General features: G+C 42.0%; 21 protein-coding genes and 1 tRNA gene. 8 read left to right on the top strand and 14 right to left on the bottom strand.

The annotated features are described in order from the left end of the window. Window positions 1–162: 162 nt before the first annotated feature. From U2P91_RS12100 to U2P91_RS12080, 5 genes are all read right to left on the bottom strand, one after another. Window positions 163–792, bottom strand: a complete 630-nt coding sequence (locus U2P91_RS12100) for a cobalamin B12-binding domain-containing protein (protein WP_111889049.1) — start codon at window positions 790–792, stop codon at window positions 163–165. 198 nt (window positions 793–990) lie between these two features. Beyond that, window positions 991–1,611: a molybdenum cofactor guanylyltransferase gene (locus U2P91_RS12095; protein WP_162624544.1), complete on the bottom strand. Its 621-nt coding sequence runs from the start codon at window positions 1,609–1,611 to the stop codon at window positions 991–993. A 140-nt stretch (window positions 1,612–1,751) separates the two neighbouring features. Beyond that, window positions 1,752–4,427 (bottom strand): formate dehydrogenase subunit alpha, encoded by a 2,676-nt coding sequence (gene fdhF, locus U2P91_RS12090; RefSeq protein WP_111889047.1) that lies wholly within the window; start codon window positions 4,425–4,427, stop codon window positions 1,752–1,754. A 373-nt stretch (window positions 4,428–4,800) separates the two neighbouring features. Further along, window positions 4,801–7,017 carry a heavy metal translocating P-type ATPase gene (locus tag U2P91_RS12085; protein ID WP_111889046.1) on the bottom strand — a complete coding sequence of 739 codons (2,217 nt, stop codon included), beginning with the start codon at window positions 7,015–7,017 and terminating at the stop codon, window positions 4,801–4,803. Between the two features lie 24 nt (window positions 7,018–7,041). After that, window positions 7,042–7,353, bottom strand: a complete 312-nt coding sequence (locus tag U2P91_RS12080; RefSeq protein ID WP_111889045.1) for an ArsR/SmtB family transcription factor — start codon at window positions 7,351–7,353, stop codon at window positions 7,042–7,044. Window positions 7,354–7,532: 179 nt separating this feature from the next. On the opposite strand from U2P91_RS12080, the gene U2P91_RS12075 reads away from it, so the two are divergent. Further along, window positions 7,533–8,690: a uroporphyrinogen decarboxylase family protein gene (locus tag U2P91_RS12075; RefSeq protein ID WP_111889044.1), complete on the top strand. Its 1,158-nt coding sequence runs from the start codon at window positions 7,533–7,535 to the stop codon at window positions 8,688–8,690. A gap of 12 nt (window positions 8,691–8,702) precedes the next feature. Further along, entirely contained in the window at window positions 8,703–8,855 is a 153-nt protein-coding gene (locus tag U2P91_RS12070) for a hypothetical protein (protein WP_162624543.1), read from the top strand. Between the two features lie 94 nt (window positions 8,856–8,949). Here U2P91_RS12070 and U2P91_RS12065 read toward each other — a convergent pair whose 3' ends face one another. Continuing rightward, window positions 8,950–9,777, bottom strand: coding sequence for a deoxyribonuclease IV (locus U2P91_RS12065; RefSeq protein ID WP_111889043.1), 828 nt, complete (start codon window positions 9,775–9,777; stop codon window positions 8,950–8,952). Between the two features lie 181 nt (window positions 9,778–9,958). Here U2P91_RS12065 and U2P91_RS12060 point away from each other — a divergent pair, with 181 nt between their 5' ends. Further along, window positions 9,959–10,486 carry an HdeD family acid-resistance protein gene (locus U2P91_RS12060; protein ID WP_111889042.1) on the top strand — a complete coding sequence of 176 codons (528 nt, stop codon included), beginning with the start codon at window positions 9,959–9,961 and terminating at the stop codon, window positions 10,484–10,486. A 36-nt stretch (window positions 10,487–10,522) separates the two neighbouring features. Here the strand turns inward: U2P91_RS12060 and U2P91_RS12055 are convergent, their stop codons facing one another. Next, entirely contained in the window at window positions 10,523–11,326 is an 804-nt protein-coding gene (locus tag U2P91_RS12055) for a ZIP family metal transporter (protein ID WP_111889041.1), read from the bottom strand. Between the two features lie 222 nt (window positions 11,327–11,548). On the opposite strand from U2P91_RS12055, the gene U2P91_RS12050 reads away from it, so the two are divergent. The 4 genes from U2P91_RS12050 (at window position 11,549) to U2P91_RS12035 (ending at window position 14,432) form a co-directional block, all read left to right on the top strand. Beyond that, window positions 11,549–11,833, top strand: coding sequence for a hypothetical protein (locus U2P91_RS12050; RefSeq protein WP_111889040.1), 285 nt, complete (start codon window positions 11,549–11,551; stop codon window positions 11,831–11,833). A 415-nt stretch (window positions 11,834–12,248) separates the two neighbouring features. Continuing rightward, a complete protein-coding gene (locus U2P91_RS12045) occupies window positions 12,249–13,007 on the top strand; it encodes a hypothetical protein (protein WP_111889039.1) in 759 nt (252 codons plus the stop codon). Window positions 13,008–13,221: 214 nt separating this feature from the next. Beyond that, on the top strand, window positions 13,222–14,043 hold the full coding sequence (locus U2P91_RS12040; protein WP_111889038.1) for an ion transporter: 822 nt from the start codon (window positions 13,222–13,224) through the stop codon (window positions 14,041–14,043). A gap of 224 nt (window positions 14,044–14,267) precedes the next feature. Further along, on the top strand, window positions 14,268–14,432 hold the full coding sequence (locus U2P91_RS12035; protein ID WP_162624542.1) for a hypothetical protein: 165 nt from the start codon (window positions 14,268–14,270) through the stop codon (window positions 14,430–14,432). A gap of 255 nt (window positions 14,433–14,687) precedes the next feature. Here U2P91_RS12035 and U2P91_RS12030 read toward each other — a convergent pair whose 3' ends face one another. The 5 genes from U2P91_RS12030 to U2P91_RS12010 all read right to left on the bottom strand — a co-directional run bounded on the left by U2P91_RS12030 (window position 14,688) and on the right by U2P91_RS12010 (window position 16,948). Further along, complete coding sequence (locus tag U2P91_RS12030; RefSeq protein ID WP_204355421.1) at window positions 14,688–14,939, bottom strand: Txe/YoeB family addiction module toxin; 252 nt, start codon at window positions 14,937–14,939, stop codon at window positions 14,688–14,690. A 14-nt stretch (window positions 14,940–14,953) separates the two neighbouring features. Next, window positions 14,954–15,193: a type II toxin-antitoxin system Phd/YefM family antitoxin gene (locus U2P91_RS12025; protein WP_111889036.1), complete on the bottom strand. Its 240-nt coding sequence runs from the start codon at window positions 15,191–15,193 to the stop codon at window positions 14,954–14,956. 278 nt (window positions 15,194–15,471) lie between these two features. Then, window positions 15,472–15,547 (bottom strand) — tRNA-Val (locus tag U2P91_RS12020). A gap of 53 nt (window positions 15,548–15,600) precedes the next feature. Further along, window positions 15,601–16,305 (bottom strand): GntR family transcriptional regulator, encoded by a 705-nt coding sequence (locus U2P91_RS12015; RefSeq protein WP_111889035.1) that lies wholly within the window; start codon window positions 16,303–16,305, stop codon window positions 15,601–15,603. A 13-nt stretch (window positions 16,306–16,318) separates the two neighbouring features. Then, on the bottom strand, window positions 16,319–16,948 hold the full coding sequence (locus U2P91_RS12010; protein ID WP_111889034.1) for a cobalamin B12-binding domain-containing protein: 630 nt from the start codon (window positions 16,946–16,948) through the stop codon (window positions 16,319–16,321). A gap of 217 nt (window positions 16,949–17,165) precedes the next feature. Between U2P91_RS12010 and U2P91_RS12005 the strand changes: the two genes are divergently transcribed. After that, entirely contained in the window at window positions 17,166–19,160 is a 1,995-nt protein-coding gene (locus U2P91_RS12005; protein ID WP_111889033.1) for a fructose-1,6-bisphosphatase, read from the top strand. Window positions 19,161–19,220: 60 nt separating this feature from the next. Here U2P91_RS12005 and U2P91_RS12000 read toward each other — a convergent pair whose 3' ends face one another. Continuing rightward, window positions 19,221–19,997 (bottom strand): formate/nitrite transporter family protein, encoded by a 777-nt coding sequence (locus U2P91_RS12000; RefSeq protein ID WP_111889032.1) that lies wholly within the window; start codon window positions 19,995–19,997, stop codon window positions 19,221–19,223. A gap of 133 nt (window positions 19,998–20,130) precedes the next feature. Next, window positions 20,131–20,220 (bottom strand): formate--tetrahydrofolate ligase (locus tag U2P91_RS11995; RefSeq protein ID WP_322519756.1); only part of this gene is annotated, 90 nt, incomplete at its 5' end.

Below are 20,220 nucleotides of genomic sequence, written 5' to 3'. Positions count from 1 at the left end.
CTTATATCGACCTGTATATACAATTATCTACAAATCTACTGCTTTAGGATAAAAGCGGCTGTCTTTTTGATATAAAAAAAGGATAAAAAGCCGAGCTATTGCTCTTCTACTTATCCTTAATAATCTATTTATTTTTAGGTTGTACCGACATTCCTATCGGAGTTACACCCAACCCTGACAGATTTTTACACCTTCAGCGGCATTAGTCGTAAACTGGTCAGCACCTACATACTCACAGGATTCTTTCGTGACCGGATTTCCGCCAATAATCACTTTAACATTAACACCCGCTGCTTTTAGTGCATCCACGGTTTCTTTCATGGAGTCAATGGCCAATGTTAAGACCCCGCTCATTCCGATGATTGCCGGTTTGCAGTCTTTGGCTTTTTCAACAAAGATCTCTGGTGCCACATCGATTCCCAAATCAATCACTTCAAAACCAGCCGCTTCAGACATACTTTTAAAAATATTTTTCCCGATATCATGTAAATCGCCATGAACTGTTCCGACAATGATGGTGCCCGCTACAGCCGAATCTTCACTTCCTAGAACGGGCTTTAAAACATTGATTGCTTCGGTTAATAATTCTCCGGCAAAGATCAGATCGCCGACAAAATATTCACCTTTTTCAAAAAGATCGCCTACAATTGCCATACCACCTTGACAAGCCGCAACTGCTTCTTGTGCTTCAGCTTCTGAAGGATTTGTCGCTACGAAATCACTTAATAATTCCATTACATCTTCTTCTTCTAAATCTCCAACTGCCTGCGTTAAAACCTTTAAATCCAGCATTTTAATACCCTTCCTTTGAAAAAAAATCATCTCATAAAAAACTTGTGTGACATGTGTGTACATGTTCGTATTCATATGATACACCTTAACGGACTCATTGTCAAGTAAACGCTATCAATTTATTGTTGTTTTATTTAAGTGCCGACCAAACCTTATCCATCCTAAACCTTAACTTCTCGACACATCGATTGTACTAATTTAACCTCGTCTAACACTTTTTTTATTTCTGAGATGGTCTTTTAATTCTCTCGGCGTGTTTAGATTACAAAACATTTCCCATTCCGGGCTGTAAAGCCGCCCCATTGACTCATCGATATAATATAGCTTTTCCTTTTCAAAACATTTGTAGATGCTCTTTCTTCCGGTGTCTAAAAATGTTTTTATTGACGGTAGTAAATCCACCTTATAAAAGGCATTAAACGGTTCAATCCATTCTTCAAAACGCGTCACACAACCCGAGATGTCTGGATTTTCGGCAATTATTTTTTTCATATAGGATACATAATCACTGTTGTAAAATGGCATATCACAAGCCGTGACATAAAGATATTCAGACTTTGACTGTAACAGCGCTGTATAAATTCCTACTAACGACGCCGATAATTCCAGTGCATCGGGATAGACACCCCTTAAACCTTTAATACCCGGAATATCGTCCTGGGTACAGCCAATCACAATGATATCCTCAAAGTCCGCAGACAGTTGATTGACAATCAGTTGTAAGATATTTTCCCCGCCCACACGCAATTTTTTCTTATCATATCCCATTCGCCGGCTGAGTCCGCCAGCAAGGATTGCTGCAGTTTTTATTCGTTCCACGACCATCCTCCTGTGCAAATTGGCACCCTGTCATCTTATTGAATCTTTTGATTCCTGCCGCGAAAATTAATAACCTAAAAAAGGGGAGCTTTCGCACCCCTTCAGTATTGCAAAAATTTTAGCTTTATTTAATACTTTTTCTATTTTGTGATTCGAACTTTTGACACTTTCAATGGTGGAATTTTCGCAATGGGATCGACCGCACCACCAGTTAAGCAGTTTGCTCCACCATCACCATAATGGAAAGGCATAAATAGATTGTTCTCCATGATCCCATCATTAAAACGCGTTTTGGCAGAAACACTTCCCCGAGGTGAGGTAACATGAATCATATCACCTTCTGCAATTCCATATTCCAAAGCTTTTGCCGGATTGATTTCAACAAATGCATCGCCTGCAATCGCTTCAATTCCTGGTGTTCGTTTTGTCATGGTTCTTGTGTGGTAGTGTTCAAGAATTCGGCCCGTCATTAATATCAATGGGTATTCGTCATCAGCCTGATCTTCTGGCGGGATATAATCAGCAATCATAAACGCACCCAGTCCTCTTGTGAATTTTCCGGCATGAAGGAATTTTGCACCTTCAGAATCCTTACTCAAACACGGCCATTGAATACGATCACCATTACTTAGGCGTTCATGCGATACTCCGGTATAACTTGGGGTTACTGACGCAATTTCTTCCATAATTTCTGAAGCACTGCTAAAATCAAAGCCCTTAGCACCCATTTCTTTTGCTATCATCCCAATAATTTCCCAGTCATTTTTAGCAACGCCCGGGGCATCAACGGCCTTTCTCAACAACTGAATACGTCGCTCTGTATTTGTAAATGTTCCATCTTTTTCAGCATAAACATGGGCTGGTAAGACAACATCCGCATATTCAGTGGTCTCAGTCAGGAAAATATCCTGAACGACGATGAAATTGGCATTTTCCAGAGATTCCTTGACATGATTGGTGTTGGGATCTGAAACCATCGGATTTTCACCCATAACATATAAAAACTTAATCGTTTTATCCCCTACGCCGTCAATAATTTCGGTCAAGGTTTTGCCTGTGTTTTGCGGCAGTTTTGCGTCCCAGGCCTTTTCAAACTTTTCAACCGCTTCAGGGTTTGCTGTTTTTTGATAACCTGGCAAATCACCTGGCAGGGCTCCCATATCACAAGCTCCCTGAACATTGTTCTGACCGCGAAGCGGATTTACGCCGCAACCTTCGCGACCAATTTTTCCGGTCAGCATAGCCAGATTGGCAGTCGACATAACCCCGTCCGTGCCGGTACTAAACTGCGTAACACCCATGGAATAAAAAATTCCACCACGATCCTTTGTTGCATAAAGAACGCCTGCTTTTCGCATTTCCTCTGGATCAACGCCACATATTTCAGCGCATTTTTCGACCGTGAGCGTATCCATAAATTCTAAAAATGCCTCAAAACCTTCAGTTCGTTCATTAATAAAGGTTTTATCTTCAAGACCGGCATCCAAAATGGCCCGCATCAGTCCATTAAATAAGGCAACATTTGTTCCTGGTTTGATCTGTAAATAAACATCGGCATAATTCGCCAGTTCAATCTTTCGTGGTTCAGCAACAATCAAAGCTGCTCCCTGAGCTTTTCGTTGTTTTATTTTTGCACCGATAACAGGGTGTGTCTCGGTTGTATTTGAACCTGAGACAAGTATCACGTCCATAACGTCGATTTCTTCGATACTGTTGGTCATGGCACCACTACCAAAGGACTTAGCCAAGCCAGCAACTGTGGAAGCATGACACAAGCGGGCACAATGATCGACGTTATTTGACTCTCCTACCGTTCTGATAAACTTCTGGAAAACATAATTATCTTCATTGGTGCAACGTGCCGATGACAATCCGGCCACTGCCTGTGGACCTTCTTGCTTCGCTTCTTTAAGCTTTTGAGCTACTAATGAAATTGCCTCTTCCCAGCTTGCTTCTTGCAAAACGCCATCTTTTCGAATCAACGGCGTTGTCAATCGATCGGGACTGCTAACAAAATCATAAGCAAAACGACCTTTTACACAGAGCAAATTATCGTTTACATTTCCCTCGGTGCTGAATACATCGGTAATTTTATTATCAACTACTTTTAAATTCAAGGTACATCCGACACCACAATAGGGACAGACTGTTTGAACATGTTTGGTGTAGCCAAACGGCTTAAACTTTTTAGGTGCCAGCGCCCCGGTTGGACAGACAGCAATGCAATTTCCACAACTGACACAATCGGTATTACCTCTTGGCAAGTCACCGAATGTTTTAATAATATTATCCTTTTCAGGATCGAATCCCGCTAAAATATGACTGCATTGTAAATGATCACATGCTTTTATACAGCGGCCACATAGGACGCACTTACCTGGATCATAAAAATAAAACGGATTAGAATCATCAATTTGTCGATCGGCATACCCTTCTGTTCCCACCGCCTTGTATGTATCAAAGTCGATTAAATTTGCATTGTTTTCCACAAAGAAACATGTCTCATATTTATAACAAGCCATGCAATCAAATTTATGATCGACCATCAATGCTTTTAGTGCCTGACGTCGCTCGTTTCTTACTACAAATGTGTCGGTATAAACCACCATACCTTCAGCAACTGGAGTTGAACAGGCTTTTTCTAATTCCTTTGAACCGACTACCTCAACCAAACACATCCGACAGGTTCCATCCGGACTGAAATCTTTAAAACTACACAGGGTTGGAATTTCAATGCCAATGGAACTCGCTGCTTTTAAAATTGTTGTTCCAAGTTCGGCACTGATCGCCTTCCCATCAATTGTTAAATTAACCATTTTTTTTCCCCTTTCTTTGAGTAATTCCAATTATATTCGAAAAGGAGTCATTTGTCATTGATACTTTTTTAACATCTTGTTTTTTTTACATTTAGTATTTTGTCAGTCGCTGTCATGCTGACACTGCCGAATACCCTTGTTATTCACTATTTCAAGCAGATTCGACGGCGCTTTGTACCGCTCTTTACATAACTAAATTATTCTACTATTTTTTCTTTTCGGCTTTTTTAATAATTTGACGATACTTTATTGTACTTAATCTGAGAAAACCGGTTCTTTAAGTTTCTTAATCTAAAAAAGAACAAAAAAGGTCAACTGCACTCAACCCTTTTTGTTCAATTTTTAACGACTATTTTTTTTAATTTGGCCTTATTTATCTGTTCTTCTGCCAGAATCCCCGATATTTTAAAATCCGGGTCGTATTTAGAATGGTTAAAATCGCAGCACCTACATCGGCAAAAATAGCCAGATACATTTCACCCATGCCAAAGAAGGTCAGCGTAAGCACGGTGATTTTAATGCCAAGTGCCATCACAATATTCTGAATCATAATCCGTCTGGTGTATTTGGCAATATCCACTGCTTTGGTAATGTCCATCGGATCATCCTTCATCAGAATGATATCCGCAGCTTCAATGGCGGCATCGGAGCCCAAAGCTCCCATTGCGATACCGGCGTCAGCCATGGCCAGAACCGGTGCATCATTCATACCGTCACCCACGAAAATGGTTTTACCATCCTTGTTTTCGACCTTTATTTTTTCAAATGCGGCCACCTTGTCCTGAGGCAAACAATCGCCGATCACCTCGTCCAGCATCAGTTTTTTCCCAACCTGGTTGGCAACGCCAGCATTGTCGCCACTGAGCATCACTGTTTTTTTTACGCCAAGTCGTTTTAACCCCTGTAAAGCCGATAAGGCATTATCCTTGATCTGATCCCCTAATACGAGGTAACCGGCCAGTTTGCCATTAATGGCGATATAGACAAGGGTTCCCTCTTCATCGCTGTCGGCAATCTCAATCTGATGATCTCGCAGCAGATTTCTGTTTCCAGCCAGGATCACCTGATCATCTACCTGCACCTGGGTTCCTTTTCCGGGAATTTCAGCGTAATTTTTTAACCGGGTTTCATCGACATCCTGCTGGGCATAAGCCGTGATGGCCTTGCCGATGGGATGGTTGGAATAGTGTTCCCCGGCTGCAGCAGCCACCAACAGCTCAGTTTTTGTAAATCCTGTCGCTAACACGGTTTTGATCACCTTGAATTCGCCCTGAGTCAGGGTTCCGGTTTTGTCAAACACAAACACATTACTCTGATAAAGAACATCCAGATAATTTCCACCTTTTATCAAAACGCCTTCCTTGGATGCCCGGCCAATGCCCCCGAAATAACTGATCGGTATCGATAACACCAGGGCACAGGGGCAAGAGACCACCAGAAAGATCAGACTCTGATAGAACCAGGTTTCCCATGACGCTCCGGGAATAATAAGTGGCGGAATGATAGCCATGGCAACGGCTGAAAAAACCACAATGGGGGTATAGTAACGTGAGAAGCGGGTAATGAATTTTTCAGTCTTACCTTTTTTATCGCTGGCTTCTTCAATCAGCTGCATAATTTTCATGGCGGTGGAATTTTCATAGTCTTTGGTAACCAGAACTTTTAGCACCGCATTGCCGTTAATCATTCCACTAAGAATCTCATCACCCTTTTTTACTTTGCGGGGGTAGGATTCGCCGGTGAGGGGGGAGGTATCCAAATGAGAAACCCCTTGCATAATGATTCCATCGGCAGGGATTTTTTCACCCGGCTTGATTACCAGAACATCCCCCACCTTGACTTGTTTCGCATCAATGACAACCTCACCCTCGGGTCCAACCCGATTGGCAGTGACGGCATTAAAGCTAATCGTTTCGGCGATGGACCGCCGGGCATTATCCACGGCCCGATCCTGAAAAAATTCACCAATACCGAAAAAGATCATAACGCCAGCGGCTTCCGGCCACTCGGTTAAGACCAGAGCCCCAAATGTGGCAATGGTCATCAGAAAGTTTTCATCAAAAATCTGACCATGTCCGATATTTCTAAAAGCCAGCAAAATAACCCGATAACCAGCCAGCAAGTAGGCACCCAGAAAAACGCCAATACTGACCATTTCCAGATCGGCCGGGAGAAACGCCTGCAGTACAAAACCTAACAGAAATAATCCAATCGCAGTGGTGAGTTCATACTTCTGCCGTTTATCCATATCTCCCAGAGCCCCTGTATGCGAATGTCCCAAAGACTGGGATTCTTCCGCCTGATGGTGACCATGACGGTGTCCATGGTCATCTCCATCACAGCTACAGGGCTCGGGCACTACCAGCGGTTTCCGATTTTGGGAAACCACCACATGCGGTTCCAGGGAGTGGACCAGTTTCACAACAGCATCATAAGTTTCTTCCCGTGCGAACCCTTCATCCTCCTCTATAACCAATGATCCCGTCGCCAGAGATATACTCGCTTCCCTGACATTTGGCATTTTGCCAACCAGCTTTTCAATTTTTCCTGCACAATTCGCACAGTTGAGTCCTTCTAAAAATACTTTCACGCTGCTAACCTCTTTTCAATATACCTAGTGATGACTTAAATGGGTAATTGTTAATAACACAATCACTTCCACATGGGCGTCATCCAGGTGATAAAATTTCATTTGCCCGTCTTTTCTATAACTGATGATCCGTTTATCTTTTAAGATCCGCAATTGATGCGATACCGCTGTCCGACTGACATCCACCAGGCTGACAATATCATTCACACACAACTCGCCATTTTCAAACAGCGCGCTCACAATTTTTATCCGGGTGGGATCGCCCAGCACCTTAAAAAATTCGGCAACCTCAAACAAGGTTTCTTCGGTATGATCGTTTTTCAAAACTTTATCCATCTTTTCTCCTTAATATGTGAACACTTGCTCACTTATTGACACTATAGTAGCATATTTTTTTTCTGCAATCAAGCACTATTTTCAACTTTTAAATTGTTGACAATTGTCAAAAATAATGATAATTTGAACACATATAATATTTTAGAGGATTTTAGTTCAAAGGATAAAGGTCGATATAAATGAGTGATGCCAAACGATTATTGGATCAACGATTGATTCGTATTGAAAAAGCAATTAAACTGGAAAAACCAGACCGGGTCCCCATTTTTGCCTTAAACGGCCCCGAGGTGGCGGTGGATTATTGTGGTCGTCATCTCAAATCGGCCACCTGGAACCTGGAAATTGTTAGAGAATGTCTGCCTATTTACTACCAGGATATGAAGGTAGATGCGGCTTCTTCAACTTTCTTACGTTGCCCGGGGATGTATACAACCATTGGTTCCCAGAATTTCGTTCCGAACAAAGACGGGTTTATGCAACATCCCGAGGTCTGTGGTATGCTGGCCAGCGAATACCACGAACTGATTAAGGATCCCTTCAAGACCCTGGTGGATAAGGTCCTCCCCCGGCAATATAAAGCCTTTGATCAGCCCGGCGGGTTGGGTGGACTCAATCTAGCTAAAGGTGCCCTTAGTTATATGCGCCACACAAAACTCCTCCGGGAAATTGATGCTCACTGCAGTACCACGGTGGGAGTCTCAATTATTACGGACAATATGATCGAAGCACCTTTTGATTTTCTGGCAGACCAGCTTCGCAGTTTTATGGGGATCTCAGTGGATATGCATCGTTGTCCCGAACTGGTGGAGCAAGCCTGCGAAGCCCTGTACCCGCTGATACTTCGTTGGGGGGTCACTGGCTATTCCGGACCGCCAAAAAAAATCCCGGCTATCTTCATGCCTTTGCATATGCCTTCATTTTTAAATCCCAAGCAGTTTGAGCGTTTTTACTGGCCCAGCTTCTCCCGTCTGGTCAATACCCTTACTGGCATGGGCTATACAGTAATCTTGTTTATTGAAGGAAACTGGTCAAAATTGTATGACTATCTGGGGAGCTTAAACCCGGGTGTGGTGGGAATTTTTGAATATGGCGAAATGAAGACCATTAAAGAAAAGGTGGGTAAGACCATGTGCATCATGGGCAACTACCCTATTGAAGCCTTGAAATCCCAGTCTACCGAAGCGTGCCTTGACATTGCGAAAAAGATGCTCGACGATGGGGCTCCCGGAGGCGGTTATATTTTTACCACTGGTAAATCAATTCTCCGTGGAAAGGGATTAGATCTGGAAAAACTCCAGGCAGTTCATCAATATGTAATCGATCACGGAAGCTATTAAGAGAGGTATCATATGGAAACCATCAAATCTGACTATCTGGACTATTTCGAAACCTATGCGGCCCGACATCCGGAAATAACAACAGAAGATGCTGCGATTATGGCTGATCCCTGGGATGTCAATGAGGATATGCTATTGGGTTATGTGTTGTCTTTGTTGATTTAATAAAGCATCTGGCCGTTTAATTATAGCGCAAAAAAGCAGCGATGGATGTCCATCGCTGCTTTTTTGGTGTTGTAATAAAATGATCTCAAGACAATCAAAAGGATCGCACTAATTCAATTTCCTTTTGATAATCCCCGGTATCCTCCTGAGGCGTTTCCAGAAAAAAAGGTAAATCTTTCAGTTGGGGATGGGTTACAATCCGCTTAAACGTATCAATCCCCAGGGTCCCAAAACCGATTTTTTCATGGCGGTCCTTATTGCTGCCAAAGGGCATCATGCTATCATTTAAATGGATACACTTCAAATAATTAAGGCCAATGATCCGATCAAAGGCTTCGAGCACGCCATCCAGATTTCCCACCAGATCATAGCCACCGGAATAAACATGGCAGGTATCCAGACAAACTCCGATCTTATTGGTTAAGGCCACCTGATCAATGATCATTTTTAATTCTTCAAAGCGACTGCCAATTTCAGTCCCTTTTCCTGACATGGTTTCTAAAAGCACCGTGGCTTTCTGCTCTGGCCACATTTCCTCATTAAGAATTTTAGTAATCCAGGCAATCCCCGCCGCAACCCCTTGGCTAGTGTGGCTACCAGGGTGAAAATTATAGAGTTCACAGGGCAGTTCTTCCAAACGCATCAGGTCTTCTTTAAAAACCATCCGAGCAAATTCTCGGGTTTCTTGTTTAGCCGAACACATATTAAGCGTATAGGGTGCATGGGCCAGTAAAGGGCCAAACCCATGATTATCCATTATCTGCCGAAGTCCGGCCACATCATCGGAGTCAAGGGCCTTGGCCTTTCCACCCCGGGGGTTTCGGGTAAAGAACTGAAAGGTATTGGCCTCAATTTTCACGGCTTCTTCACCCGCTTTTTTAAATCCACCTGCAATAGACAGGTGGGGTCCAATCATTAACATTTTTTGTCTCCTTATAATTTTATTGCCATTTAATATCTTTTTATGAATCAAATTTTCTCATTTATTTTTCGTGATTCCCAAAATTCTACATTTCTTATAATTAACTTGATTATTCTATCTTAATATTGTAAAATACCCTTGAACTCATTAACTCTAAATTTAATTTTGAAAGGAACAAAAGATGAATGATTTTCTAAAAATGTCCAAAACATTGGGGATTATTGTTGCCCTTCTGATGATCGTCCTCGGCGGCCTGATCTTTTTTGCACCGATGTTCGCAGCCCAAATGATTATGTGGTTTTTTATTGCCGGTCTGCTTATTTTCGGTATTTTTCACATCATTGTATTTGCCAAAAGTACGATTAAAAATGGCTGGAGTCTGACCTCGGGTATCATGGCCGTATTGCTGGGGGTTCTGCTGATTTTCTCAGACCCATTATCCCGGGCCAGTACACTCGCGTTTATGCTTGCCTTTATTGCTTTATCCACCGGAATGAATCAGATCGCTGCCTCTTCCGTAATGAAAAAGCAAGGTGCCACTGGAACTGGCTGGTTACTGGCTTCAGGAATCATTAACATTTTCTTATCCATTTTCCTGATTTTCAACCCCTTTGTTATGCTTCTGGGCTTTGGCATCATCGCCGGGGTTTATCTCATCGTTGGAGGAATCGCCCTCTTTGCCGAAAGCATGTCTACCCATATTTTATAAATTTAAGGATGTCTACATGTAGACATCCTTATTTTTTTACCCTAGAGCAACATCTAAAATCATCATTAAGGTAAAACCGAACATGACACCGATGGTGGCAATATCCCCTTCGTGGCCCAACCTGGCTTCGGGAATCAGTTCTTCCGCCACAACATAAATCATGGCACCAGCTGCAAAAGCGAGCGCAAAAGGCAGCATCGGCGCAACCAGGACCACTGCCGCAGCACCAATCACCGCTGCAATAGGCTCCACCATCCCTGAAAACTGACCCATTAAAAAGGCTTTTCTTCGGCTCATATTCTCACGCCTTAAGGGAATCGATACTGCTGCTCCTTCAGGAAAATTCTGAAGACCAATCCCCACTGCCAGCGACACGGCACCGGCCAGGGTCATCGCCGATGAACCGGAAGCCAAACCGCCAAAGGCGACCCCCACTGCCAAACCTTCAGGAATATTATGAAAGGTGATGGCTAAAACCAATAGCACACTCCGTTGCCAGGAGGTTTTGATACCCTCCCGGTGATTCGTACCTGGATGGACGTGAGGTAAGATCTTATCCACAATCCACAGAAAAAATCCGCCACTCAGGAAACCTAATGACACCATCACATATGCCGGCATTTGGCCGCCCTCGGCCATCTCAATGGCCGGTGCCAGCAACGACCAGAAACTGGCAGCGATCATAACGCCAGCCGCAAAACCAAGCATAGCATTTAACACCTTGATATTAATTTCTTTAAAAAAGAATACCAGAGATGCCCCCAGGGCAGTTACAAACCAGGTAAACAACCCGGCAAATAATGCCAGTAAAACTGGCGGATACGCCAATAAAAATTCCATTTACTTTCCTCACTTCCTTTCGACTTTGATAGATAATTTTAATCATTCTTATTTATTTATCAGTATACTATAAATAGGCATGAAAAATCCATTCTTTTTAATACCCTTCATCTTGAAGTTTCTTGCTGATTTTACAAATAAACCTTGTTTATTTCAGCTTGCGCTTTTATAATTAATTTATCAGCTCAATGTGGCTGAAATAACGCAAAAGAAGGTAATACCATGAAGAAAAGCGAATTAATTACAGTCTTTAACACGGTACAGGAAAAATTTGAAGATGCCGTTACCGAAGAATTTTTTCTTCAACGTCTGCAACCTTATGCGGATGAAGATGGCTTTGTCGATTACCACAAATTAGCTATGTTCGCCCATAATGAGTCCCTTGCCTCGGCAAAAGGATTCTTTTTCGAAATACTTTCTGAGATTCTAGTGGATGAAGACGATGTCGTTCTTGAAGAAGACCTTGGCGAAACCACCGTTGAATCCCCTGAACCAACCCCTGAATAAGAGCCAGGTGCTCCTCTTTTGACGCTCTCTTCCCTCACTATATTAGCGATTATGTCTTAAAAGGCCGGACAGAAATTTTTTCTGTCCGGCCTTTTTTAAAACAAGAATCGCGATGGTGGGAATCGACCGCGTTATAATGAATTCTGCTAATCAGACTAATTAAAAAAGGTTCTTGCTAGTAATTGTACCTGGTTAAGACCGAGTTTACCTGTCCCAGCAAAATGGTATAAATTTCATCAAACAGATACCTAGCTGTTGTTCTTCGTAATTATCTGTTTATGTGATTATCCCGCTCTTTCCAGGGTAAACAAAAGAGTAGAAATATTAGGATTTGGTTGTCGCTTCGAGCGACACAGCAGGACCTCACTAATTTCTAATATTCTAGTCGAATTAAACGAAAGGATGGGTTAGTCAAATGAAAAAAAGCAAGTGCTTACTGATGTTTTTTGTAGTGCTGGCGATATTCATGCTCGCAGGCTGTGGCAATAATGATGCTGCTAAAACCGATGAAAGCCAAACAAACGGAGAAGAAACAACTACCTTGAATGAAGCTCTCAGTGGTGCGGAACTCCTGAAAAGTTTGAATTTCACTTATCCGGATTCCCTTAAAATAACTACTAAAACTACCGTTACTGACAGCCTAGATACCTCCTCTACCACCTATACCAAAGGAGATAACTACCGGATGGAAATGGAATTACCAGAAGTCGGCAATCAGATTACCATCTATAATGCCGCTCAAGGGATAACCTACCAGTATACCGAAGGCCAAACCACCGGGTTCTCTTTCAAGGATCAGGAGATGACCTCCGATTTAGGAAATTTAAACATGGATGAAGGAATTACCAGTATTGATGAACTTACCGATGTTTTTCCTGACAACATGATCGCCCGGGTAGAAACCCTGGATGGCGAGAAAGTGATCTATATCGAAACCACCGAAAATGACGGTCAGAATGGCACGATCGATATGCGCATGTGGTTTTCCACCCACTTTGGAGTACCGTTGAAAACTGAGATTATTAGCAATGGCACTGTCACCATGAGTTCTGTAGTTACCGACATTTCGGCCGATAATATTTCAGACAGCCAGTTTACCCCACCAGCGGATGTTGTGTTTACCGATTTTTCATCCATGAATATGGATGATCTGACAAATATCCCCAGCCCATGATTTAAGTGAAGTTGATCTTACCTCATTTATCCCTTACAATACCTGATTAAAATCCCCAGCTCCCACTGGGGATTTTGGTTTTCTATAATATTTTTTTGCTGACGCAACTTGCTGCCTTGCAATACGCTGGCGTACACTCTTGGAACACATATGCTATAATTAAATCATATCACCTGAAGCAGATTCATTGGAAACGATTATATGGGAGGCTCTAATGGTAACATACCCTAAAGACTGGAAGCAAAAGCTGAATCAGATCATCAACGGCATTGATACACCCCTGGGCCGTGCCTTTGATATCGCCTTGATCGGCTCCATTTCGATCAGTTGTTTTTTAATTATCATTGACAGTGTCGCACCCATCCACGTTGTTATGGGGACTGTCATTTCACTGTTGCTGAATTTTTTTCTGCTTATTTTTACCCTTGAATATGTCCTGCGACTGATTGTAACACCAAAAAAACGGGACTATCTTTTAAGTTTTTATGGCATTGTGGATTTTATTGCCATTGCGCCTATTTATCTCAGTTTTTTTGTTTCGTTTGGCAGTTTTCTCCCTATTGTTCGCATCCTTCGTCTATTTAGACTCTTTAGCGTCTTTAAAATGGGTCGCTATGTTGATGAATCGGGTGCCTTGTTAAAAGCTCTTCGTGCCAGCAAAACAAAGATTAGCGTCTTTCTCTTTACCCTTTTGTTTATTGTCATTATTGTAGGAGCATTGATGTATATCATCGAAGGCCCTGAGCATGGCTTTGTCAGCATTCCTGAATCCATGTATTGGGCCATTGTAACCATCTCAACCGTTGGGTACGGGGATATTTCTCCTCAAACCGAGATGGGCAAATTTCTTGCCAGTGCCCTGATGCTGGTGGGTTATGGCATCATCGCTGTACCCACCGGTATTATTACCAGTGAGCTTTCTAATGCTTCAAACAAGAAAGAACCTCTGACAGATCAAAAATGTCCAATCTGCGGCAATTCAAAACATGCCAAGGATTCCCAGTACTGCAATCAATGTGGTAAAAAGCTGACTTAATTAGAATCGATTATGACAATCGGTTAAATTTAGATTATAACTAAATAAAAGCCATTTGCATACATTCAAAAAGTTCGGAAGCTATCTAATTTGCGGGAAATCCGCGGGAAAAATCATGTCTTATTGATCTTATTTTAGTCATTCTTAGCAATCGTATAAAGTGATTGTATATCCTCACCAATATGGATATAATAATATTAACCGATGGAAAGGAGATGTTTCAAATGTCACCATTGGCAAAAGAACTGGAAATTAATTTAATTGAACAGGAAAAACACTTATTCAAAGAACTTGATATAAGTATTGATCAAATGGAACAAGGACAGGCCATTTCTTTGAATGAATCAATCGCACGGATCAGGGAAAAACTGAAAATCCATGAAGTATAGGATATTACAAACGCCTGAAGCCGAAAATGATATTTTACAATTGGCAGACTATATGGTTAACACGCTAAAAAAACATAAAGCTGCAATGATTTTTTGAACCGATATTATCAAATGACGGAGCGTCTGGAAACCTTCCCCTTTGGCTATCGAGGAATCAGTTTTGAATATAGAGGTTATGAAATCAGGCTAAAACCTTATGATTCTTATCATATTTTCTTTATCGTTGATACCAATAAACGGACGGTGACTAAATAATTAAAACTCATAATGTGTCCACATGCTGACAATCACAACCTTTTGCTCTTCATCCACCTTATAGACCAGCCGATGCTGCCGATTAATTCGCCGAGAATAAAGATGTCTATACTCACCACTTAATTTTTCATAGGATGGTGGGTTTTGGTAGGGGTTGCTCTCTAAAACCCTCAGCAACTGTTCGACTTTCTTCTTGATCGCAGGCTCTTCTTTAATTTTGTCTTTATCTTTTTTTGCTGTTTTTGAAATCATTATCTTGTAACTCGCTACCACTCAAAATCCTCACAATCCTCGACTGTCAACTTAATCCCTTCATCCAAACGCCCTTTCATGCCCGGAACACTAAGCAAATAGAGTGTTTCCTGCATACTGTTATAGTCTTCTTCGCTCAGAATAATAGCATTCCCGTTTTTCGTATTGACGTTGATCACATCATTATACTCAACAGCCGCATTTAAATACTCAAACAAATTCTTACGTAAATTTGTAGCGTTGATCGTTGTCATCTCTCCTCACCCCCGATTTTATGTACATTATAACGTACATATATCAGGAAGTCAATCAAAATTCAATATAAAATGTTACAAAAACAGGGCAGTCAAAAGACTTAACTCTTAATCCCCCTATTAAACCTAATACCGGTTCTTATTAATGTGTTCCTGATATACCGACATCATCTGCTGATATTTGTAGACAGTGTAAAAATGATTGCGGGAAACGTGCGTGAATTCTTAAAAAAGAGTAAAATAAAAAGCCTCCGAAAGAGGCTTCAATACTTAATAAATGGTGATCCCGAATGGACTTGAACCATCGACCCCTACCATGTCAAGGTAGTGCTCTGCCAGCTGAGCTACGAGATCACTTTTGCTGCTTGATCATTTTACATGAATCTTTTCAAAAAGTAAAGCCTTTTTTAAAAAGTTGTTTCCGCAGTGAGGTTAAAGTAATTTCGTTTGATATAAAATTCATTGTAGCTGATGGGCATATTGTCTTCCATCGAAATAATATTCTGAGATACTAAAAAGCAACAGTCGTCATGATCAATCTGCAGATTTTCTCTTACTTCCAGCGGCGGATGGACGATATCGATGTTTAAAATCTTCTTATGCTGAAACTGGAGCTTTCCCTTTTCCATAAAACCATGAAAATTGGCAAAATTAATAACGTCTTCAACAATTGGATTCCCTTTCTGATAAGGCAAAAAGATGGTTGAATACTGAATCGTTTCATTTTTTATTTTTACTGCCTTTTGAATTTTAATAACCTTTTCAAACGAGCCGATTTTAAGCTCCCGCATCAGTTTACGGCCGGGGGTGATAACCCCCACGCTCACCAGCTTGACCTCTTCGACTTCCCCTTTTAAGCTATCAATTTCGTCAAAATAAAACTGGTACTGATTGGCCGTTGGTTCACACACATAGTTGCCTTTACCAGGGATGGTGTAAATATATTTTTCGTTGACCAGCAACGCCAGACTTTTACGCAAAGTAGTCCGACTGACATCAAACTGCTCAGACATCTCATTTTCAGATGGCAGCAAATCTCCAGGTTTCAGGATGCCTTTTTCAATTTTCCCTTTGATGTCATTAACGATATCAAGATACAGAATTTTTCTCATTGCCCATCACCATTCATTTCAAAAGCCATTGCTTGCAGATGTTTACTCCTTCGATGGCATCGCTGGAGTAATCGTCGGCGCCTACATATTTCGCATAGTCCGTTCCTGCCAATGCCCCTCCCAGAATAATTTTCACTTCATCACGAAGCCCCTGGGCAACAATTTCGTCAATGACTTCTTTGATGTTCTCCACCACCGAGGTAAGAATCCCACTGATTCCCAGAATGGCTGGTTTTTCTTTTTTAATGACTGCGATAAACCGTTCAGTGGAGACATCTGTCCCTATATCAATAACCTCAAACCCCTCGGCCCGTAACATACTGATAAAAATGTTCTTGCCGACATCATGGATATCGTCAAAAACCGTTCCCACTACAATTTTCCCCAGGCTTTTGCCATCGATTAATTGGGTGCTGTCCATGCCCATCATACTGAGCAAGTTAGACACTAACTCACCAGCCATAATCAGGTCGGCAATATAATATTCCCCTTCTTCGTAACGGACTGCCACCCGTTGCAGGGCAAAATTCAACTGAGTTGCAATGTCTTTCTTGTCTTTTCCGATTTCAAGCTCGGCTGCCACCAATGTGATTGCCCGTTTTTCGTCAATTGCCTCAACTGCAGCAATAATTTTTGTCTCCATCTATTTCACCTGCTCGTTTAAAACTAATATTTTTAGTCATTTGCCCGGTCTTTTAACCAGATCAGGTATGTTTGTCTATTCTTTTATTTTATCACTTAATTGGTCTTTTGTCTTTACCTGCAAAAGATATTTTTTAATGGCTTTTTAATGCTTTCAAGTGTATAATCAGGACGAAAACATTTACATTTTTAATTCGAATTTAGAAATAGAGGTCGAGATGAACAGTTATACAAAAACACAACTCCAAGAAAATCAAAAATATCTGGAACTCCTTTCCCAAAGCTTTCCCAACATAACCAGCGCCGTGGGTGAGGTGGTCAATTTAAAAGCGATTCTAAATCTCCCTAAAGGAACCGAGCATTTTCTAACCGATATTCACGGTGAACATGAAGCCTTTAACCATGTGATGCAAAATGCTTCTGGTGCCATCAAACGCAAGGTCCACCAGGAACTGGGGAACACCATAGCCTTTGAAGAATTGGAAGAATTATCCACCCTTATTTATTATCCTGAAGAAAAAATTGATCTGATTAAGAAGGAACGAAGCCGGGAATCCCTGGATAACTGGTATAAGCTGACTATTTACCGACTGGTTAAGGTCTGCCGGGCAGCGGCCTCAAAATACACCCGTTCCAAGGTACGAAAAGCTCTGCCTAAAGATTTTGCCTATATTATGGAAGAACTGCTTCAAGAAGATGAACACCGGTTTAACAAACGGGAATATTATCAGGAGATCATTGAAAGCCTGGTTAAACTGGAACGCGCCCAGCACTTTATTGTCGAGATTTCCGGGGTTATCAAACGGTTGACCATTGATCACCTGCATATTATCGGTGATATTTATGACCGGGGCGCCGGTCCCGATGAGGTCATGGACACGCTAATGCGTCATCACTCCCTGGACATGCAGTGGGGCAACCATGATATTCTCTGGATGGGTGCTGCTGCTGGCAATGCCGCCTGTATTGCTAATGCAGTGCGAATCGCCCTACGTTATGCCAACATGGATGTACTGGAAAACGGCTATGGTATCAATTTATTGCCCCTGGCTTCCTTTGCTAACCGGGTCTATAATGACGACCCCTGTGCCAAATTCGCGCCTAAAATTTCCGACAATCACACCGTCTCCGACCAGGAAACGGCGTTGATGGCCAAGATGCACAAAGCCATTGCCATGATCCAGTTCAAGTTGGAAGAATGTATGATCGATAATCACCCCGAGTACCATATGGAAAAGCGACAACTGCTCCGCCACATTGATTTTGACAATGGCACCGTGAATGTCGAGGGAACTGTTTACCCTCTTAATGACATCAACTTCCCCACCCTCAATCCGGCTGATCCTTGTGTCCTGTCAGAAGAAGAAACCCTGGTGATGGATCGCCTGGTTTACGCTTTTCTCCATAGTGAAAAGCTCCAAAAACATATCCGTTTTATGTATGCCAAAGGCAACATGTACAAGGTTTTTAATGACAACCTGCTCTTTCATGCCTGTGTGTTGTTAAACGAAGATGGCAGTTTCAAAGAAAAAGAAATTGATGGAAAGCTCTACTCCGGCAAAAGTCTGATGGATAAATTCGATCAGATGGCCCGGGAGGCTTACTTTGGCAAAACTGATAAAGACGAAAACCCGACCCGAACTGATTTTCTCTGGTTTTTGTGGTGCCATCAAGATTCCCCACTATTCGGAAAAGACAAGATGGCCACCTTCGAGCGTTATTTTATTGACGACAAGGTGCCCCACAAAGAATACCACGCCCCCTTCTACCTGCTGATCGATGATAATGAGGAACTGGCCCGAAAAATTCTGGTGGAATTCGGAGTTGACCCCGATCAGGGACACCTGATCAACGGTCATATTCCAGTAAAGGCCACCTCCGGGGAAAGCCCGATCCGGGCCAAAGGCAAGCAGTTGGTCATTGACGGCGGCTTTGCCCGAGCTTATCAGAAAACCACTGGTATTGCCGGATACACCTTGACCTACAATTCCTATGGGTTGATTCTGATCAGCCACGATCCCTTTGAATCCGTGGAAAAGGCGATTTCAGATGGGGTCGACATCAAATCCACCTTGATGGTCGTGGAAAAAACCACCGAGCGAAAACGGGTTCGCGATACGGATACCGGAAAAGCTATTATGTCTCAGGTTAACGACTTGGAGATGCTAATCACTGCCTATCGCAAAGGACTCATCAAAGAAAAGCAATACTAAGGCAAAAAAACAAACCCCAGTTAACTGGGGTTTGTTTTTCATTGCAGATATCTTTATTGGCTATTGTGCTTTTTTAGCATAAGTAAAATGATAACTAACAGGAATGATAATTGCGCCACCGATAATGTTACCAAAAGTGACCGGAATAATATTATTCAGAAAAGCTTGTGCCCAGGTTACATCCGCACCACAAAAAATTCCCATTGGAATAAAAAACATGTTGGCAACACTATGTTCGAATCCAGATAGTACAAAAAGCATAATAGGAAACCAGATGGCAAAAATCTTACCAATGATATCTTTAGCGCCGGATTGCATCCAGACTGCCAGACATACCAGCATGTTACAAAAAATTGCTCGGATAATTACCGGCATAAAGGGAATCGCTACCTTTGCTTCAGCAATACCAATAGCTTTAGCGCTCATGGCTTCACCATAGAGACCACTTTGTGATAATAAAAAAGCCAGCAAAACCGATCCAACCAGGTTGGCCGCCCAAACGACACCCCAATTACGTAACATCGCGCCCAGAGTAATTTCTTTTTTGAAAACCGATAAGGTCATCAGGTTGTTTCCGGTAAATAACTCAGCCCCACAGATGACCACCAGCATCAGCCCAACCGGGAATACGCCGGCTCCGATGAGTTTGGCAATGGTAGCTTCAAAACCGGTGCCCGCTCCGGCAAGAATTATAGTAAAGCCATAAGCCCCAAATCCAATAAAAACGCCAGCAAAAATACCAAGAACAATCATTTTTCCGATTGGCAATTTGGCTTTATTATTACAACCTTTAACCATGTTATCACAGATTTCGACAGGACTAAAAAAGTTATTCATGTTTTTCTCCTCTTTCAAGTTTTTATTCTTAAATTTTTACTACGATTGATTAATCGTTCACACTTGACTGTTTTAAGTAATCAATTAAGAGGAATCCCGAAGGATCCCTCAATTTTTCTGATTCCAGTTATCTCTAGAATAAACCTGCAATTACGCCGTTTTCATCAACATCAATTTTTTCTGCGGCAGGTACTTTTGGTAACCCGGGCATTTTCATGATTTC

Source organism: Acetobacterium sp. K1/6 (assembly GCF_034438075.1).
In the GTDB taxonomy this organism is placed as follows: Bacteria; Bacillota; Clostridia; order Eubacteriales; family Eubacteriaceae; genus Acetobacterium; species Acetobacterium carbinolicum.
The sequence above is the reverse complement of the archived record's forward strand: the minus strand, read 5'-3'. Positions and strand labels throughout refer to the sequence as shown.

Coding starts and splice junctions, on each gene's coding strand:
- U2P91_RS12100 (WP_111889049.1), bottom strand. CDS start 792: ATGCTGGATTTAAAGGTTTTAACGCAGGCAGTTGGAGATTTAGAAGAA.
- fdhF (WP_111889047.1), bottom strand. CDS start 4,427: ATGGTTAATTTAACAATTGATGGGAAGGCGATCAGTGCCGAACTTGGA.
- U2P91_RS12080 (WP_111889045.1), bottom strand. CDS start 7,353: ATGGATAAAGTTTTGAAAAACGATCATACCGAAGAAACCTTGTTTGAG.
- U2P91_RS12075 (WP_111889044.1), top strand. CDS start 7,533: ATGAGTGATGCCAAACGATTATTGGATCAACGATTGATTCGTATTGAA.
- U2P91_RS12070 (WP_162624543.1), top strand. CDS start 8,703: ATGGAAACCATCAAATCTGACTATCTGGACTATTTCGAAACCTATGCG.
- U2P91_RS12065 (WP_111889043.1), bottom strand. CDS start 9,777: ATGTTAATGATTGGACCCCACCTGTCTATTGCAGGTGGATTTAAAAAA.
- U2P91_RS12060 (WP_111889042.1), top strand. CDS start 9,959: ATGAATGATTTTCTAAAAATGTCCAAAACATTGGGGATTATTGTTGCC.
- U2P91_RS12055 (WP_111889041.1), bottom strand. CDS start 11,326: ATGGAATTTTTATTGGCGTATCCGCCAGTTTTACTGGCATTATTTGCC.
- U2P91_RS12050 (WP_111889040.1), top strand. CDS start 11,549: ATGAAGAAAAGCGAATTAATTACAGTCTTTAACACGGTACAGGAAAAA.
- U2P91_RS12045 (WP_111889039.1), top strand. CDS start 12,249: ATGAAAAAAAGCAAGTGCTTACTGATGTTTTTTGTAGTGCTGGCGATA.
- U2P91_RS12040 (WP_111889038.1), top strand. CDS start 13,222: ATGGTAACATACCCTAAAGACTGGAAGCAAAAGCTGAATCAGATCATC.
- U2P91_RS12035 (WP_162624542.1), top strand. CDS start 14,268: ATGTCACCATTGGCAAAAGAACTGGAAATTAATTTAATTGAACAGGAA.
- U2P91_RS12030 (WP_204355421.1), bottom strand. CDS start 14,939: ATGATTTCAAAAACAGCAAAAAAAGATAAAGACAAAATTAAAGAAGAG.
- U2P91_RS12025 (WP_111889036.1), bottom strand. CDS start 15,193: ATGACAACGATCAACGCTACAAATTTACGTAAGAATTTGTTTGAGTAT.
- U2P91_RS12015 (WP_111889035.1), bottom strand. CDS start 16,305: ATGAGAAAAATTCTGTATCTTGATATCGTTAATGACATCAAAGGGAAA.
- U2P91_RS12010 (WP_111889034.1), bottom strand. CDS start 16,948: ATGGAGACAAAAATTATTGCTGCAGTTGAGGCAATTGACGAAAAACGG.
- U2P91_RS12005 (WP_111889033.1), top strand. CDS start 17,166: ATGAACAGTTATACAAAAACACAACTCCAAGAAAATCAAAAATATCTG.
- U2P91_RS12000 (WP_111889032.1), bottom strand. CDS start 19,997: ATGAATAACTTTTTTAGTCCTGTCGAAATCTGTGATAACATGGTTAAA.